17 protein-coding genes are annotated in these 16,181 nt (G+C 59.9%); 9 read left to right on the top strand and 8 right to left on the bottom strand.

The window, feature by feature from the left end; translation table 11 throughout:
- The first annotated feature begins 1 nt into the window (after position 1).
- From HCF10_RS29675 to HCF10_RS29665, 3 genes are read left to right on the top strand one after another with little or no spacing between them, the layout of a single operon-like run.
- Positions 2–1,183 carry an MFS transporter gene (locus HCF10_RS29675; protein WP_167656967.1) on the top strand — a complete coding sequence of 394 codons (1,182 nt, stop codon included), beginning with the start codon at positions 2–4 and terminating at the stop codon, positions 1,181–1,183.
- A 3-nt stretch (positions 1,184–1,186) separates the two neighbouring features.
- Positions 1,187–2,413, top strand: coding sequence for an ATP-grasp domain-containing protein (locus HCF10_RS29670; RefSeq protein ID WP_205885925.1), 1,227 nt, complete (start codon positions 1,187–1,189; stop codon positions 2,411–2,413).
- Between the two features lie 4 nt (positions 2,414–2,417).
- Positions 2,418–3,095 (top strand): phenylalanine--tRNA ligase beta subunit-related protein, encoded by a 678-nt coding sequence (locus HCF10_RS29665; protein WP_167656966.1) that lies wholly within the window; start codon positions 2,418–2,420, stop codon positions 3,093–3,095.
- A 38-nt stretch (positions 3,096–3,133) separates the two neighbouring features.
- Here HCF10_RS29665 and HCF10_RS29660 read toward each other — a convergent pair whose 3' ends face one another.
- From HCF10_RS29660 to HCF10_RS29645, 4 genes are all read right to left on the bottom strand, one after another.
- Positions 3,134–3,550: an Lrp/AsnC family transcriptional regulator gene (locus HCF10_RS29660; RefSeq protein ID WP_027603763.1), complete on the bottom strand. Its 417-nt coding sequence runs from the start codon at positions 3,548–3,550 to the stop codon at positions 3,134–3,136.
- Between the two features lie 68 nt (positions 3,551–3,618).
- The gene (locus HCF10_RS29655; protein ID WP_131698641.1) at positions 3,619–4,494 is read right to left on the bottom strand and encodes a carboxylate/amino acid/amine transporter; all 876 of its coding nucleotides are present in this window, start codon (positions 4,492–4,494) and stop codon (positions 3,619–3,621) included.
- A 203-nt stretch (positions 4,495–4,697) separates the two neighbouring features.
- Positions 4,698–5,297, bottom strand: a complete 600-nt coding sequence (locus HCF10_RS29650; protein ID WP_167656965.1) for an FMN-dependent NADH-azoreductase — start codon at positions 5,295–5,297, stop codon at positions 4,698–4,700.
- Positions 5,298–5,448: 151 nt separating this feature from the next.
- Positions 5,449–5,763 carry a 3-phosphoglycerate kinase gene (locus tag HCF10_RS29645; protein WP_131698643.1) on the bottom strand — a complete coding sequence of 105 codons (315 nt, stop codon included), beginning with the start codon at positions 5,761–5,763 and terminating at the stop codon, positions 5,449–5,451.
- A 49-nt stretch (positions 5,764–5,812) separates the two neighbouring features.
- Between HCF10_RS29645 and HCF10_RS29640 the strand changes: the two genes are divergently transcribed.
- From HCF10_RS29640 to aqpZ, 5 genes are all read left to right on the top strand, one after another.
- Positions 5,813–6,736: a LysR family transcriptional regulator gene (locus HCF10_RS29640; RefSeq protein ID WP_065946860.1), complete on the top strand. Its 924-nt coding sequence runs from the start codon at positions 5,813–5,815 to the stop codon at positions 6,734–6,736.
- A gap of 14 nt (positions 6,737–6,750) precedes the next feature.
- Positions 6,751–7,554 carry an alpha/beta fold hydrolase gene (locus HCF10_RS29635; protein WP_167656964.1) on the top strand — a complete coding sequence of 268 codons (804 nt, stop codon included), beginning with the start codon at positions 6,751–6,753 and terminating at the stop codon, positions 7,552–7,554.
- A gap of 3 nt (positions 7,555–7,557) precedes the next feature.
- Positions 7,558–8,121 (top strand): peptidylprolyl isomerase, encoded by a 564-nt coding sequence (locus HCF10_RS29630; protein WP_032879982.1) that lies wholly within the window; start codon positions 7,558–7,560, stop codon positions 8,119–8,121.
- 82 nt (positions 8,122–8,203) lie between these two features.
- Complete coding sequence (locus HCF10_RS29625) at positions 8,204–10,036, top strand: ABC transporter ATP-binding protein (protein ID WP_167656963.1); 1,833 nt, start codon at positions 8,204–8,206, stop codon at positions 10,034–10,036.
- Between the two features lie 225 nt (positions 10,037–10,261).
- Entirely contained in the window at positions 10,262–10,963 is a 702-nt protein-coding gene (gene aqpZ / locus HCF10_RS29620; RefSeq protein ID WP_145337000.1) for an aquaporin Z, read from the top strand.
- A 59-nt stretch (positions 10,964–11,022) separates the two neighbouring features.
- Here the strand turns inward: aqpZ and HCF10_RS29615 are convergent, their stop codons facing one another.
- Entirely contained in the window at positions 11,023–12,147 is a 1,125-nt protein-coding gene (locus HCF10_RS29615) for a GNAT family N-acetyltransferase (protein ID WP_167656962.1), read from the bottom strand.
- Positions 12,148–12,430: 283 nt separating this feature from the next.
- Here HCF10_RS29615 and HCF10_RS29610 point away from each other — a divergent pair, with 283 nt between their 5' ends.
- Positions 12,431–13,774, top strand: a complete 1,344-nt coding sequence (locus HCF10_RS29610) for a putative porin (RefSeq protein ID WP_131698649.1) — start codon at positions 12,431–12,433, stop codon at positions 13,772–13,774.
- A 106-nt stretch (positions 13,775–13,880) separates the two neighbouring features.
- Here HCF10_RS29610 and HCF10_RS29605 read toward each other — a convergent pair whose 3' ends face one another.
- From HCF10_RS29605 to HCF10_RS29595, 3 genes are read right to left on the bottom strand one after another with little or no spacing between them, the layout of a single operon-like run.
- Positions 13,881–14,126, bottom strand: a complete 246-nt coding sequence (locus HCF10_RS29605; RefSeq protein ID WP_131698650.1) for an anti-sigma factor family protein — start codon at positions 14,124–14,126, stop codon at positions 13,881–13,883.
- Positions 14,120–14,734 carry an RNA polymerase sigma factor gene (locus tag HCF10_RS29600; RefSeq protein WP_167656961.1) on the bottom strand — a complete coding sequence of 205 codons (615 nt, stop codon included), beginning with the start codon at positions 14,732–14,734 and terminating at the stop codon, positions 14,120–14,122. The genes HCF10_RS29605 and HCF10_RS29600 overlap by 7 nt, the downstream gene beginning before the upstream one ends.
- A 17-nt stretch (positions 14,735–14,751) precedes the next feature.
- A complete protein-coding gene (locus tag HCF10_RS29595) occupies positions 14,752–15,873 on the bottom strand; it encodes a beta-ketoacyl-ACP synthase III (RefSeq protein ID WP_131698652.1) in 1,122 nt (373 codons plus the stop codon).
- Between the last annotated feature and the right edge of the window lie 308 nt (positions 15,874–16,181).

Genomic DNA, 16,181 nt, shown 5'->3' with positions numbered 1-16,181 from the left:
CATGAATACTAAATCGACACTGACCGCGTTCTATTCAATCGTGACCCTCTTCACCGGCCTCGACATGGCGATTGTCATCGCGATGGTCTGGTTCGGCCTGGAGACCACCGGCTCAACATTCCTGGTCGGCGCCACCTTGTGCGTGGCGACTGTAGTGCCGTATTTATGCGAGCAGTACATCGGCAAGTTCTTTACCATTGAACTCAGCCTGAAACGGCTGCTGTACATTCGCCTGGCGGCCTTCGCCGCGGTACTGGGGCTGTCGTTTACCGAGGCTGCCCTGCTACCGATCGGCTTCCTGGCCATCGCGTTCGTGGTGGGCGTCACCGACTACTTCACCATCAGCACCCTGGAATCGAAAAATACCAAGCTGGTGCTGGCCGGCCTCACCGACAGCGATACCTGCGCGCGGTTGATGCAAACCTCCATACAGATCGGTGCCTTCGGCGGTGCGCTCCTGGGCGGGTTGATCGTGGATGTGTTTTCGGTCAACCAGACGCTGCAGATCATCAGCCTGGCGGCGATTCTCTCGCTCGCGGCCATCCTCCTGGTGGCGGACCACCCCAACGAGCACGCCGCCGAACAGGCCACAGGGCCCTCCACTGCGCGTCCGCTGGACCTGCCGCGCAACCTCTACATCCTGATCATCGTGTTGAGCATGATCGGTTTCCATATCGGCGCGTTCAACAGCCTGGTGCCCATCGTTTTTCAAAAGCTCAATGAGTGGAATGCCACCCTGTTTGGCGTCGCCAGTGGCCTGGCAGGCCTGGGCGCCTTCAGCGCCGCCGTGTTGCCGCGCATCAAGCTCAACAGCTACGGGGCCATCGCGCTGGTGATACTGGCGGACGTGGCAATCGTCTACTTCCAGAACCTCTACGTGATGATGGCCGCGGCCTTCCTGCTGGGTTTTTGCATCAACAGCCTGCGGATCCAGTTGCGTAAAACCCTGATCGAGTCGGCGCCCAACGCCCGGGTAGCTGACGTGATCGCGGCCAAAAGTTCGCTCTACTACCTGCTGGTCAGTGGCTCGGCACCTATGATCCTGACGTTCTTCACCACCTCCGGATTTCTCGGACTCGAAGGCGCCCGCCTGTTGATGGTCGTCTCCGCCGGCCTGTTGGCCACCGCCGTACTGGCGTGGAACCTGACCCCGGCCGCCGCGCCCACCGCCACCACGGAATAAGGAATGCACGACGTGAAAACCGTACTGATCGTTGACCCGTTCTCCACGGGCAAACTCTACGCGCCCTTGCTCAATGCGCAGGGCATACGGTGCATCGCCGTGATCTCCACACGCGCCTTGCCTGAACACTTCACCAACGACCTGATCACAGAAAACTTCCATGAGGTGTATGCCTGGGAAGAGAGCCTGTTGATCACCCTGGAAACCTTGTCACCGAGCGCCGTGATCGCCGGTTGCGAAACCGCGATCTACCTCACGGACTACCTGACGGAGCTGCTCGATATCCCAGGCAACAGCCGTATCACCAGCGACCTGCGGCGCAACAAGTTCTCCATGCAGCAGGCGCTGAAAAAATACCAGTTGGCTCACATCGATTCGCACCTGCTGAGCTCACCGAGCCGCATCGGTGAAGTGCTGGCCAAGCTCGACGAGGCGGCCACCTATGTGGTCAAGCCGCTGAACTCGGCCGCCACCGAAGGGGTGGTGTTTGCCCGGGGCAAGCGCGAAGTGGAGACCGCCTTGAAAAACGCGGCCTGGCAGCAGAAAAACGACCTGGGCGAAGTCAACCTCGGTTTTATCGTGCAGTCGTTCATCGCGGGACCGGAGTACGTGGTGGATATGGTCGCCTTTGACGGCACCTACATCGTTGCCAGCGTCTGCAAGTACACCAAGATCCAGAAGAACGGCAGCATGTTTGTCTACGAAAGCCTCGACACCCTCGACCCTCGGGCTGCAGAACTGCAACCGCTGACCGATTACGCCCGCCAGGCGGCAGCGGCCCTGGGCGTGCGGGTGGGGCCGATTCACATGGAAATCATCTGGTCTGAGGCCGGGCCGGTGATGATCGAGGCCGGCGGTCGCTTGCACGGGGGCATCGCGCCCCTGCTGTTCCAGCAGGTGTATCACCCCGACTTGCTGTCACTGTCGATCGACAGCTACCTCGGCCACCCACGCCCCCAGGCCGATGCGGTCAGCCAGATCAGCCATGGCCGGATCGGTTTCTTCTGCTCCGATGAACGCCATACCTTCGATCTTCCCTCACCCCAGGCCATACAAAGCGCCCAGGCAGACGAGGCCTATTGCGGGCACCGTTATTTCATCAGCGCCGGCGATACCACGCCGGTCACGATCGACTTCGCCACCTGTCCGGGGCTGTTCTGGCTGCAAAGTCCTTCGGCGCAGCAACTGGACGTCAGTACCGTCAACCTGCGAAAAACACTGTGGGGCTAAGGTTATGAAAAGTCGTTTGATCATCAGAAAGTCAGCCTGTGAGCTGGGCATCAATAATGCGTGCGCCGCCGTTATCGAAGACATCACCGTCTCGGATGACCAGAGCTTCGTCGGGGTACTGCAAAGTAACCTGAACCACGTGGCCTCGCGCCTTAACGAGCTGGGCTCGAACGTCGTGTACGAAGGGTTTGCCAGGCAGCTCAAAAAACTCGGCTATGAAAATACCGTCAGTGCCAACGAAAAGCTGCTGCGACGCTTCATCGCCAAAGGCGTGTATCCCATCAACAACATCGTCGACGCCTATAACGCGGTCGCGATCCGGCATGGGGTCAGCATTGGCGTGCACACCTATCATCAGAAGGACGACATCTACGTGATGCGCTCGGATAAGCCGAGGGTGCTACGCCCACTGTTCGCCAAGAAGGCCATCACGATTCCCGTTGGCGATATCGTCTATACCTGCGGTGATGTGCCGTTGGCGAGCATCGGCAAGGTGGATGCCGATGCCCATGACTTCCGGCTGACGAAAGACTCGTCGAGGTTGTTGGTGGTGATCCTGGGGCATGACGACACATCGTTCCAATTCAACCAGGCGGTCATCGAAGAACTCGTGGACACCCTGCGTCAGAAAATGCCGAACCTGAGCCATCATTTTCTTGAAACCGTTCGCGATCACGCCTGAAGCATAGGTCCAGCAGATAGGGCTATTGTGGCCGGCGCCTAACGCCAGGCCTTCAGCACGGGATTGACCACGACTTCTTTCACATGCTCGATCTTCAGCAGGCTGTCCTTGAAGACCATCAGTTCTTCAAAGCTCCTGTACCGAACGTCGAGCATCATGTCCACGTCGCCAAACAGTGAATAGGCATGCACCACCTGGCTGAACTGCTGGATCTTCGGAAACACCAGATGGCAATTGCTGCCATTGAGCGTCAGCATCAAGAACGCCGCTTGCAGGGTCTCATCGCCCTCCGCGACGTTGATGGTGAAGCCCAGGATGATGCCTTTTTCAATCAGCTTTTGAACGCGCGACTCCACGGCGGTTCGAGACTTGTGAACTTGCCGCGCCAATTGCGCAAGGCTGACTCGGGAGTCATCCTTCAAGGCTGCAATGATCAGTTCATCAATCTTGTCCACTCTGCCGCCCCCACACTGTTCTTTTCGATAGCAGACTTTCATTGCCGCTCACGCATGCCCATGGCCCATTACGTCGCAGACTGTACGCCAGGCGCGGGCTTTACGCCCAATCGACTTATCCACACCGCCCCCAGAATCACCAAACCACCCAAGGCCAGGCGGCCCAGCGGCTCATGCTGGTTCCAGATCAGCAGGTTCAGCAACAATCCTACCGGCACATGCAGGTTGTTCATCACCGCCAGGGTTCCGCCATGCACCAGGCAGGCGCCCTTGTTCCACCAGTAAATGCCCAGGGCAGTGCTGACCAGCCCGAGGAACAGCAGGACACCCCATTGCAGTGGCGCTTGCGGCAAGAAGTCAGCCTTGCCGAACAACAGGAATGCCGGCAGCACCACCAGTAACGCGCCGAGGTAGAAGTAACCGAAGCGCCGGTAGTGCGGCAGGTTGCTCGGGTAGCGTGCCACCAGGTGCTTGTACATCACTTGCCCCGCGGCGTAGGTGAAGTTAGCCAGTTGCAGCAGCAAGAAACCCATCAGGAAGTGCGAGGTGATCTGGTCGAAGCGAATCACCGCCGCCCCCGCTACTGCCACCAGAGCAGCAACCAGTGCCCACGGGTTGAAGCGCCGGTTGAGTGCGTCTTCGATCAGGGTCACGTGCAACGGCGTGAGGATCGTGAACAGCAGCACCTCCGGCACCGTGAGTACACGAAAGCTCAGGTACAGGCACACATAGGTCACGCCAAACTGCAGCGCGCCGATCACCAGCAGGCCGCGCATAAAGGCAGGTTCGACCGAGCGCCAGCGGGTCAGCGGGATAAATACCAGCCCGGCCAGCACTACACGCACCAGCACCGCGAAGTAGCTGTCGACGTGACCGGCGAGGTATTCGCCGATCAAGCTGAAGGAAAATGCCTGAATCAGGGTGACAACCAGTAGATAGCCCATGTACGCCTCGCATCGAATGGGCGGGACATTAAAGGTTTTCGGCGATTGAAGAAACTCGAGGCAAAAAAAACCCGACCTCGCTAAAGCGGCAGTCGGGCAGGAGCACTCAGGAGCAACAAGTGCAAAGGGAGGTTCGTTACGCGTACTTGAAGGGTTTGCGTGGCACTAGATAAACACCGTGCGATTATCTGACGATTAAAGGATCAAGCGACCTGGGCCAACAGCGCCTTGGCGTGGTTGATGCCCTTTTCCTGAAAGTCGCCACTCAGGTTCACCCCTTCGGCGTGAATGAACGTGACGTCGTGGATGCCGATAAAAGCCATGACCTGGCGCAGGTAGGGTTCCTGGTGATCGGAAGTGGCGCCGGTGTGAATACCGCCGCGAGCGGTCAACACAATGGCACGCTTGCCGTTCAACAAACCTTGCGGTCCGGTGGGGGTGTACTTGAAGGTCACACCCGCCCGTAACACGTGATCCAGCCAGGCCTTGAGGGTGCTGGGGATGGCGAAGTTGTACATCGGCGCAGCCATCACCAGCACGTCGGCGACCAGCAGTTCGTCGGTCAATTCGTTGGAGCGGTCGAGGGAGGCCTGTTCGTTACCTTTGCGCTGATCCGCCGGTTTCATCCAGCCGCCGAGCAGGTTGGCGTCCAGGTGCGGAATCGGGTTGAGCGCCACGTCACGCACAGTGATCCGATCCGTCGGGTGGGCGGCCTGCCATTGGCTGATGAACTGCTGGGTCAGTTGACGGGAGATCGAATCCTGCTGGCGGGCACTGCTTTCGATGATCAGGACATTGGACATGGCTTCGTAGGCTCCATCTGTAATTGCTGTAAGTCGATGGAGTGGAGATTAGACAGAGCCAATTCGATAAAAAAGCGCAAAAAACTGCTATAACCCATCTATAAATTTGTTTATAAGCGGAGTATTCCTGTGGACATGCTCCGCTGCCGCTTTATTTTGGCGTGCAGGCCAACGCGATACGCATCTTGATAATGGCGCGGTTGAACTTGACCGTGGTGTTGGTGCTTTTTCCCGCCGGCACCGAAACCGTGCGGCGACGTGGAGATTCCGGACCGTTGGTGAACGTTACCGAACACACGGCGTCCTGGGTGCCGTAGTTATTCAGCTGGATCGAGCTGATATCGCCGTCCACGTCGGAGGCGGTGTAATCGATGCTCACGCCGTCGATCTTTTTCGTCACGTCGATGGGGTAGGCAAACGCGCTCATCGGCAGCAACGTCAGCAACACACAACAGAATTTTCTCATTCGGCAGTCTCCAATAGGGACCGCCAGCTTAGGACAAGAGGAACACATCTTGAAAGCGCCCCGCGTTACCCTCGATCAATGGCGCACGCTGCAAGCCGTCGTCGACCACGGCGGCTTCGCCCAGGCAGCGGAAGCGCTGCACCGTTCGCAGTCCTCGGTGAGCTACACCGTGGCCCGTATGCAAGACCAACTCGGCGTGCCGCTGCTGCGCATCGACGGGCGCAAGGCGGTACTCACCGACGCCGGTGAAGTGCTGCTGCGCCGCTCCCGGCAACTGGTGAAAAACGCCAGCCAGCTGGAAGACCTCGCCCACCACATGGAACAGGGCTGGGAAGCCGAAGTGCGGTTGGTCGTCGATGCGGCCTACCCCAACGCGCGCCTGGTGCGCGCGCTCACCGCGTTCATGCCGCAGAGCCGTGGTTGCCGGGTGCGTTTGCGTGAAGAGGTGCTGTCCGGCGTCGAAGAGCTGTTGATGGAAGGCGTGGCCGACCTGGCGATTTGCGGCTTCAGCATCCCCGGCTACCTGGGCACCGAAATGAGCGACGTGGAGTTCGTCGCCGTGGCCCACCCCGAGCACGCCTTGCACCGCATGAACCGCGAGCTGAGCTTCCAGGACCTGGAAAGCCAGATGCAGGTGGTGATCCGCGACTCCGGCCGCCAGCAACCCCGGGATGTGGGCTGGCTCGGCGCCGAACAACGCTGGACCGTCGGCAGTCTCGCCACCGCCGCCGCCTTTGTCGGCAGCGGCCTGGGCTTTGCCTGGCTGCCACGACACATGATCGAGCGCGAACTCGCCGAAGGTGTGCTCAAGCAGCTACCCTTGGAACAGGGCGGCAGCCGCCACCCTACGTTCTACCTGTATTCAAACAAGGACAAACCCTTGGGGCCGGCAACGCAGATCCTCGTGGAGCTGCTGCGCACCTTTGACACCGCCCCCCTGGACGCGCCTTTCGCCGCCCCCCAGCAAGCCTGAAACGGAGTTCATGCATGGCCTGGTTCGACCATGAAGGCTGCAGCCTGCACTACGAGGAATATGGCCACGGCACGCCGCTGATCCTGATCCACGGCCTGGGCTCCAGCAGCCAGGATTGGGAGCTGCAGGTGCCGGTACTGGCTCTGCACTACCGCCTGATCGTGGTGGATGTGCGCGGCCATGGGCGCTCCGACAAACCAAGGGAGCGCTACAGCATCGAAGGGTTCACCTACGACCTGATTGCGCTGATCGAACACCTGGACCTGCCGCCTGCCCATGTGGTGGGCTTGTCCATGGGCGGCATGATCGCGTTCCAACTGGCGGTTGACGAACCTGGCCGGGTCAAGAGCCTGTGCATCGTCAACAGCGCGCCGCAGGTGAAGGTGCGCACAGCCCAGGAATACGGGTGGTGGGCCAAGCGCTGGACGCTCGCCCGTGTGCTCAGCCTGAACACCATCGGCAAGGCACTCGGTGACCGCCTCTTCCCCAAGCCGGATCAGGCCGACCTGCGCCGCAAGATGGCCGAACGCTGGGCAAAAAACGACAAACGTGCTTATCTCGCCAGCTTCGATGCGATTGTGGGCTGGGGCGTACAGGAACGACTTTCAAGGATTACCTGTCCAACCCTGGTCATCAGCGCCGACCACGACTACACCCCCGTGGCCCAGAAAGAAAACTATGTAAAACTGCTGCCCGATGCGCGACTGGTGGTGATTGAAGATTCCCGCCATGCCACGCCCTTGGACCAACCCGAAGTCTTTAATACCACCCTGCTCGATTTTCTAAAGACAGTCGAAACCACTACCCAGGATCACTGACCCATGCTGAAAAAAATCGCCTTCTTTGCCGGTTCCGTTCTGTTCGCTGCCAACCTGATGGCCGCCGAGCCTGCCAAGGCGCCACACGTATTGATCTCCACCACCAACGGCGACATTGAAATCGAACTGGACCCGGTCAAGGCGCCGATCAGTACCAAGAACTTCCTGGCCTATGTCGACAAAGGCTTCTACACCAACACGATTTTCCACCGCGTGATCCCGGGCTTCATGGTCCAGGGTGGCGGGTTCACCCAGCAGATGTCGCAAAAGCCGACCGAAGCGCCGATCAAGAACGAAGCCAGCAACGGCCTGCATAACGTACGTGGCACCCTGTCCATGGCACGCACCAATGACCCGAACTCGGCCACCAGCCAGTTCTTCATCAACGTGGCTGACAACGCCTTCCTCGACCCAGGTCGCGATGCCGGTTATGCCGTGTTCGCCAAAGTGGTCAAGGGCATGGATGTGGTCGACATCATCGTCAACTCCCAGACCACCACCAAACAAGGCATGCAGAACGTGCCAATCGATCCTGTCCTGATCAAGTCGGCCAAGCGCATCGACTGAGGTCTGCAGGTAGCTCCGCGCGCGGCCCACAAGGCTGCGCGCGCATTTGAAAGGAGAGCCCGCCAGGCGGGCGTCAACCCTAATGCTCTATCGTCGTTTTGAACAACTGATCGATATTTTCCGCGACGCACCCAGCGCCGCCCCTCCCGACAAAGTCCTGCCCTTCTACCTCTACTACCTGCGCCAGGTGTGGCCCTGTTTTGCCGCACTGCTGGTGGTGGGCCTGGTCGGTGCGCTGATCGAAGTCGCGCTGTTCAGCTACCTGAGCCGTATCATCGACCTGGCCCAGGGCACACCGCCCGCTGACTTCTTCCAGATCCACAGCACCGAGCTGATCTGGATGGCCGTGGTCGCCTTGCTGCTGCGCCCGATTTTCAATGGCCTGCATGACCTGCTGGTGCACCAGACCATCAACCCCGGCATGACCAGCCTGATTCGCTGGCAGAACCACAGCTACGTGCTCAAGCAGAGCCTGAATTTCTTCCAGAACGATTTCGCCGGGCGCATTGCCCAGCGCATCATGCAAACCGGCAACTCCTTGCGTGACTCTGCGGTGGCAACGGCGGAGGCGATCTGGCATGTATCGATCTACGCCATCACCTCCCTGGTGCTGTTTGCCGAGGCCGATTGGCGACTGATGATTCCGTTGATCACCTGGATCATCTGTTACTGCCTGGCATTGCGTTACTTCGTGCCGCGGGTCAAGGAGCGTTCGGTCATTTCTTCCGAAGCACGTTCCAAACTCATGGGGCGCATCGTCGACGGCTACACCAACATCACCACCTTGAAGCTGTTCGCCCATACGCAGAATGAGCAGGAATACGCCAAGGAAGCGATCATTGAGCAAACCGAAAAAACCCAGCTGGCGGCCCGTGTACTGACCAGCATGGATGCGGTCATCACCGTCCTCAACGGCCTGCTGATCGTCACCACCACCGGCCTCGCCTTGTGGCTGTGGACGCAGTCGCTGATTTCCATAGGCGCCATCGCCTTGGCGACCGGCCTGGTGATTCGCATCGTCAACATGTCCGGCTGGATCATGTGGGTGGTCAACGGTATTTTCGAAAATATCGGCATCGTGCAGGACGGCCTCAAGACCATCGCCCAACCCCTGGCCGTGGTCGACCGCGACAATGCCCCGCGCCTGACAGTGCCCCATGGCGAAGTACGCTTCGAGCAGGTGGATTTCCACTACGGCAAGAAGAGCGGGATCATTGGCGGCCTGAACCTGAACATCCAGGCCGGTGAAAAGATCGGCCTGATCGGCCCGTCCGGCGCGGGCAAGTCGACCCTGGTCAACCTGCTGCTGCGCCTCTACGACCTGCAAGGCGGACGTATCCTGATCGACGGCCAGAACATCGCCGAGGTGGCCCAGGAAACCCTGCGTGAACAGATCGGCATGATCACCCAGGACACCTCGCTGCTGCACCGCTCGATCCGCGACAACCTGCTGTACGGCAAGCCGGACGCCACCGACGAACAACTCTGGGCGGCCGTGCACAAGGCGCGTGCCGACGAGTTCATCCCGCTGCTGTCGGACTCGGAAGGCCGCACCGGGCTGGACGCCCACGTGGGCGAACGCGGGGTGAAACTCTCCGGTGGGCAGCGTCAACGTATCGCTATCGCCCGTGTACTGCTCAAGGACGCGCCGATCCTGATCATGGACGAAGCCACTTCGGCGCTGGACTCGGAAGTGGAAGCGGCGATCCAGGAAAGCCTGGAAACCCTGATGCAAGGCAAGACGGTGATTGCGATTGCGCACCGGTTGTCGACCATCGCGCGGATGGACCGCCTGGTGGTGCTGGAGAAAGGCCAGATTGCCGAGACGGGCAGCCATGCCGAACTGCTGGCCCATGGCGGGTTGTATGCGCGGTTGTGGCAGCACCAGACCGGGGGGTTTGTCGGCATCGACTGAAGCAAATGTGGGAGGGGGCTTGCTCCCGATATCGGTGGGTCAGTCACCCAATTTTGCGACTGACACTCCGCCATCGGGGGCAAGCCCCCTCCCACATTGGTGGCCTGGATTTGTGTAAAAACCGTGCTGTACTCAGTGCAGTGCCCAGACGGGCGCTGAAGTAAATCTGCAGGGAGCATCACTGATTTACTGATTGGGTAGAGCGATCTATCAAGGACGTGTTGCATGTCTTTGTTCAAGCGTTCAGTCACAGAGGGGTTAGGTACGTTTTGGCTGGTGTTGGGCGGTTGCGGGAGTGCGGTGTTGGCCGCCGCGTTTCCCGCCGTCGGGATCGGATTGTTGGGCGTGGCCCTGGCGTTCGGGCTCACGGTGCTGACCATGGCGGTGGCTATCGGGCACATCAGCGGTTGTCACCTCAACCCGGCGGTATCGGTGGGGCTGGTGGTGGGCGGGAGGTTTCCGGCCAGGGAGTTACCGGCGTACATCGTGGCCCAAGTGATCGGCGGGGTAGTCGCCGCCGCATTGTTGTACTTCATCGCCAGCGGCAGGCCGGGCTTTGAACTGGCCGGTGGGCTGGCCTCCAATGGCTATGGCGAGCATTCGCCGGGCGGCTATTCAATGGCAGCGGGGTTGGTCTGTGAGCTGGTGATGACAGCCATGTTCGTGCTGATCATCCTGGGCGCCACCGACCACCGTGCCCCGAAGGGCCTCGCGCCCATCGCCATTGGCCTGGCCCTCACCTTGATCCACCTGATCTCCATCCCCGTGACCAACACCTCGGTCAACCCGGCCCGCAGTACCGGCCCGGCATTGATCGTGGGCGGGTGGGCGATCCAGCAGTTGTGGATGTTCTGGCTCGCGCCGATCCTCGGTGCGGTGGTGGGCGGTGTTGTCTATCGATGGCTGGGCAAGGAGGAGCCGGCCTGAAACGCAACCCCCTACGGATTTGTGCGGTGTTGGATAAGACGGTATCTACGGAGGGCGGCTTATACGTGTCGATAAGGCAGTGCCGCCCTCGCCTCTTCGGCATACGCCGCAATCCCCACCCGCTCGCGCTCGAGGAAATCCTCCACGGCATTCTTCAACCCGGGATGACGCAGGTAGTGCCAGGACCGGGTGATCACCGGTTCAAACCCGCGAATCAATTTGTGCTCACCCTGGGCACCGGCGTCGAAGCGTTGCAAGCCATGGGCGATGGCGTAATCCATGCCCTGGTAGAAGCAGGTTTCGAAATGCAGCCGGTCGAACTCCGCCAGGCAGCCCCAGTAACGGCCGTAGAAGCTGTCGCCACCGATCAGGCTGAAGGCCATGGCCACCGGGCGTGTGCCTTGCTTGGCCAGCACCACACGGATCGCCTCGGGCATGCGCTCGGCCAGCAGGCTGAAAAATTCACGGGTCAGGTACGGTGACTGGCGGCGTACCGCATAGGTATTGGCGTAGCAGGCGTAGACAAAATCCCACTGCACCTCGCTCAGCTCGTGGCCCTGCAACCATTCGAAGTCGATGCCCTGCCCCGCCACCTGTTCGCGTTCCTTGCGCATCTGTTTGCGCTTGCGGGAACTGAGGGCGTCGAGGAAATCCTGGAAGTCACGGTAACCGCGGTTCTGCCAATGAAACTGGCAACCCAGGCGCTGCAACCAGCCCGGCTGCTGGGCTAACGCGTCATCGGCCAAGCCGTCGGTGAAGTTGATATGGGCGCTGGAGAGCCCTTCGATTTCCAGGTAGCCCGGCAGGCTCTTCAGCAGTTCGAAACCATCGTCGGCGCTGGCAGCCAACAGGCGAGGACCGCTGACCGGGCTGAACGGCACGGCCGTCAACAGCTTGGGGTAATAGTCGATGCCGGCGCGCTCACAGGCATCCGCCCAACCATGGTCGAACACATACTCACCATAGGAATGCCACTTGCGATAACAGGGCAATGCCGCCACCAGTCGATCACCCTCCCAGTGCAACAAATGCTCAGGTTGCCAGCCCGAATGCGGTCCGACGCTCCCGCTGTCTTCCAGCGAGCTCAGGAAGGCATGCCTCACGAACGGTTGGGCCTGCGGCACCAGGGCATCCCAGGTATCCGGGGCTATTTCGGACAGGCTCAGCAGGCGTTGCAGCGGCATCGGCATCCTCACTACTTCAGGGCGTGAAAGCCTCGCGAGTATCGCTTATCGCCGGTCCGGGCACACCCCCAAATCGCCCGACAAGGCTCTAAATCAATAGTTCCATTCTTAAATAATTTGTCATCTACATGACATCACTTCGCCACTGCGCCGTCATAAACGATCGTGATACTGACGCCTGTTTTTAGAGCGCCTGGTTCTAGCAGGTGGTTATTTTTCCGTCCGTCATCGGTCGGTCGTGTCCTGGATGGTTTGCCATCCCTCCTCACTTTCGGAGATTGATATGCGTCTTGCTTCCACTAAAACTGCGGCGGTCCTGTGCGGTGGCCTGTTACTGGCCCTGAGCGTTCCGGCCAGCGCTGCAGTCGACGCTAAATTGCTCGACATGCTCAAGGCCAACGGCCAGATCACCGCTTCGCAGTACACCGAACTGCAAAACGAGTTGGCCAAAGACCAGAAAGAACAGCAGATCGCACGGCAAGCTCAACAAGAGACCAACGAACAGATCGCGGCCACCGCGAAGAAAACCAACGAGCTGAGCAGCTTCGACCAGAAGCTGGCCTGGGCCGCCAAGACTCAGTTCAAGGGTGATGTGCGCATGCGTCACGAGACCATCAAGGTCGAAGGCGAAAATGGCGTCACCCGCGCTGGCGTCACCGGCCGTGACAAGGACCGCGAACGGATCCGCGCGCGCCTCGGCGCCTACACCGAAATCAACCGACAGGTGGACACCGGTATTCGTATCGCCACCGGCGGCGGTAGCGATGCGCGCTCCACCAACCAGGACCTGGACGGCTACTTCGATAAAAAATCGATCTGGCTGGACCTCGGCTACATCGACTACCACCCCGACCAGATCAAAAACCTGCACATCATTGGCGGCAAAATGCTGCAGCCCTGGGTCAACATGGGCGATGTGATCTGGGATAGCGACATCAACCCGGAAGGCCTGGCAGTCACCTACAAGTATCCGCTGGGCGGCAACGCCGAGCTGTTCGGTAGCCTGGGCAACTACAACCTCAAGGACAACGTGGACGGTGACGGCGTGCAGTACCGCCATGACCTGCGCCTGACCACCGGCCAGTTGGGGACTCGTTTTTCGGTGACCGACAACCTGAGAATGACCCTGGGCGGCAGCGTCTACGCCTACCAGAACGATGAAGACAGCCGTGCCTCCGGCAGCAGTACCCCGAACGTGCTGGCAACCAACGGTAACACCCCCAACGGCGAGTTCCGCCTGTATGAAGGCTTCGGTCAAGTCGATATCGGCGGCCTGGCGGTCCCCCTGTCGTTGTACGGTCAGTATGTGAAAAACAACGACGCTGTCGACGATGCGGACACTGCCTGGTTGCTGGGTGCCAAGTCCCAGGTGTTCGGTTTCAACCTGGACTACAACTACCGCGACGTGCAGAAAAACGCCGTGGTGGGTGCCTTCACCGATTCGGACTTCGGCGGCGGCTTCACCGGTTCCCGTGGTCACAAGTTCAAAGTCGGCTATGACATCGACAAGAACTTCGCCGTCGGCGCGACCTACTTCCTGACCAAGACCGACACCTACAGCCGTACGCTCGTGAACGGTAGCGCCAAAGCCAACACCTTCCAGCTGGATGCAGAAGCCAAGTTCTAAAGAGAAGTGTTCAAAACCCCGGGCAAGGACGCCCGAGGTGGCTGCAACAGTCTCGCATGGGTGGATCGATCCCCATCATCCGTCCGATCCATCCACGCGAGCCTGCTTATTCCCCGCCTTTCTGATCCTTGAGCCGCTCGGCAGCCAGCCGCTGCGCCAAGGCATCCACATCCTTTACCGGGTCGTCCGGCAAAATCCGCAACGTCGCCTGCATCAGGCGCATCTGGCGGATAAACCGTCGGCAGTTCGGGCAGAACATCAAGTGATGACGCACCAGCAGACGTTCACGAAAGGTCAATTGCCCATCGAGATAGTCACTGGAACGTGCCACTTGTTCTTTACAGGTCAACATTCGCCCGTTTCCTCAAAATGCTCCACCGTGGCGAAGACTTTAAGCCGTGCTCGATGCAACAGCACGCGGACATTGGAGAGTGAGAGCGTCAGAAGATTACAGATCTCCTCCAGCTCCAGCCCCTGCCGTTCACGCAGCACCAGCACGCTGCTTTGCAGTTCGGACAAACTCAGCAACGTGTGCTCCAGGCACTCGCGCAGCTCATCCTCGGTCAGTAAGGCTTCCGGGGTGTCCTGGTGCCAGGCATACGGGGCGACGGCCCAGTGGCCATCATCGGGGGAGAATCGGTCATCGCCGATGGTACCGTGGGGCGAAGGCAAATCGTCGAGCAACACTTCCCGGCGATTCTGCTTATAGCGCCCCTTGGCAGTGTTGGCGGTGATGGTCAGCAGCCAGGTCTTGAGACTGGAACGCCCTTCGAACTTGGCCAGGTTGCGCACCACCGACAGCCAGGCGTCCTGCACCACTTCGTCGGCATGGCGCTGGCCGGCGATGGCATACGCCACCGCCCGCATTGCGCTTTGGTACGTGGTGACCAATTCCTTGTAGGCCCGTTGCTCGCCCTTGAGCAGTCGTTCAAGCAGGTGCGCGTCGTCCGCTGCTGCCATTCAAGACCTCGATTGTCTTAACGCTTACGCAGGATCACGCTACCGATCGAATAGCCTGCGCCAAACGAACTGAGTACCGCGACGGCGCCCTTGGGCAGATCGTCCTGGTAGGTGTGAAACGCAATCACCGAACCCGCCGAGCTGGTATTGGCGTAAGTATCGAGGATCACCGGGGCTTCTTCCACCGTGGCTTCGCGGCCCAGCAGTTTCTTCACAATCAGGTGGTTCATGCTCAGGTTGGCCTGGTGCAGCCAGAAGCGCTTCACATCGGCCACGTTCAACTGGTTCTCTTCCAGGTGCACGCCGATCAGCTCGGCGACCATCGGGCACACGTCGCGGAAGACTTTGCGGCCTTCCTGCACGAACAGTTTGTCGGGCGCACCGATGCCCTCTTCCGCCGCGCGGTTGAGAAAGCCGAAGTTGTTGCGGATGTTATTGGAGAACTTGGTCAGCAGCTTGGTGCTCACCACGTCGAACTGATGCTCGGAGGTCGCCAGGTCGGCGCGCTCGAGGACCACGGCCGTGGCGGCGTCGCCGAAGATAAAGTGACTGTCACGGTCGCGGAAGTTCAAGTGGCCGGTGCAGACTTCCGGGTTGACCATCAGGATCGCCCGGGCCTGGCCCAGCTGGATGCTGTTGGCGGCGTTCTGGATGCCGAAGGTCGCCGAGGAACACGCCACGTTCATGTCGAAACCGAAGCCTGCGATGCCCAGGGCTTCCTGGACTTCGATGGCGATGGCCGGGTAAGCACGTTGCAGGTTGGAACAGGCGACGATCACGCCGTCGATGTCGGCAGCGGTCTTGCCGGCGCGCTGCAGGGCCTGTTCGGCGGCACCGATGGCCATCTGGCAAAGCACCGACCACTCGTCATTGCTGCGCTCAGGCAGGCGCGGCGCCATGCGCTGCGGGTCGAGGATGCCGTCCTTGTCCATCACAAAGCGGCTCTTGATGCCCGAGGCTTTTTCGATGAATGCAGCGCTCGACTCCGTCAGCGCCTGGACTTCACCGCGCTCGATGGCGGCGGCGTTGTCCGAATTGAACTGATGCACGTAAGCATTGAAAGACTGCACCAGTTCTTCGTTGCTGATGCTGTTGGCAGGGGTGTAAAGGCCAGTGCCGCTGATGACGACGTTATGCACGATCGTTCCTCTAAATCTGTCAGGCAGATGATATTGGTACCGACGTACCAAACCGTAAGTAGTTCTATTCCGCCCAGCGGACATCAAACTGGCATCGCTTTATTCCATCGCGCCGTGGCTACACACCAGCCCATCACGACGATCCCGGCATTTATAACCGCGAAGTTTGCCACAAACCCTGGGGTTTGGCGCCATATGCCGGACAAACACCCTGATCAAAACGCCATCAAGTTTCAATGTGGGAGGGGGCTTGCCCCCGATAGCGGTGTGTCAGACACAGAATCTTTGTCTGACACACCGCTATCGGG

The organism is Pseudomonas sp. B14(2022) (genome assembly GCF_012030485.1).
Taxonomy (GTDB): Bacteria; Pseudomonadota; Gammaproteobacteria; order Pseudomonadales; family Pseudomonadaceae; genus Aquipseudomonas.
The sequence above is the reverse complement of the archived record's forward strand: the minus strand, read 5'-3'. Positions and strand labels throughout refer to the sequence as shown.

Coding starts and splice junctions, on each gene's coding strand:
- HCF10_RS29650 (WP_167656965.1), bottom strand. CDS start 5,297: ATGTCCAATGTCCTGATCATCGAAAGCAGTGCCCGCCAGCAGGATTCG.
- HCF10_RS29665 (WP_167656966.1), top strand. CDS start 2,418: ATGAAAAGTCGTTTGATCATCAGAAAGTCAGCCTGTGAGCTGGGCATC.
- HCF10_RS29625 (WP_167656963.1), top strand. CDS start 8,204: ATGCTCTATCGTCGTTTTGAACAACTGATCGATATTTTCCGCGACGCA.
- HCF10_RS29630 (WP_032879982.1), top strand. CDS start 7,558: ATGCTGAAAAAAATCGCCTTCTTTGCCGGTTCCGTTCTGTTCGCTGCC.
- HCF10_RS29635 (WP_167656964.1), top strand. CDS start 6,751: ATGGCCTGGTTCGACCATGAAGGCTGCAGCCTGCACTACGAGGAATAT.
- HCF10_RS29675 (WP_167656967.1), top strand. CDS start 2: ATGAATACTAAATCGACACTGACCGCGTTCTATTCAATCGTGACCCTC.
- HCF10_RS29600 (WP_167656961.1), bottom strand. CDS start 14,734: ATGGCAGCAGCGGACGACGCGCACCTGCTTGAACGACTGCTCAAGGGC.
- HCF10_RS29605 (WP_131698650.1), bottom strand. CDS start 14,126: ATGTTGACCTGTAAAGAACAAGTGGCACGTTCCAGTGACTATCTCGAT.
- aqpZ (WP_145337000.1), top strand. CDS start 10,262: ATGTCTTTGTTCAAGCGTTCAGTCACAGAGGGGTTAGGTACGTTTTGG.
- HCF10_RS29670 (WP_205885925.1), top strand. CDS start 1,187: ATGCACGACGTGAAAACCGTACTGATCGTTGACCCGTTCTCCACGGGC.
- HCF10_RS29615 (WP_167656962.1), bottom strand. CDS start 12,147: ATGCCGCTGCAACGCCTGCTGAGCCTGTCCGAAATAGCCCCGGATACC.
- HCF10_RS29610 (WP_131698649.1), top strand. CDS start 12,431: ATGCGTCTTGCTTCCACTAAAACTGCGGCGGTCCTGTGCGGTGGCCTG.
- HCF10_RS29655 (WP_131698641.1), bottom strand. CDS start 4,494: ATGGGCTATCTACTGGTTGTCACCCTGATTCAGGCATTTTCCTTCAGC.
- HCF10_RS29645 (WP_131698643.1), bottom strand. CDS start 5,763: ATGAGAAAATTCTGTTGTGTGTTGCTGACGTTGCTGCCGATGAGCGCG.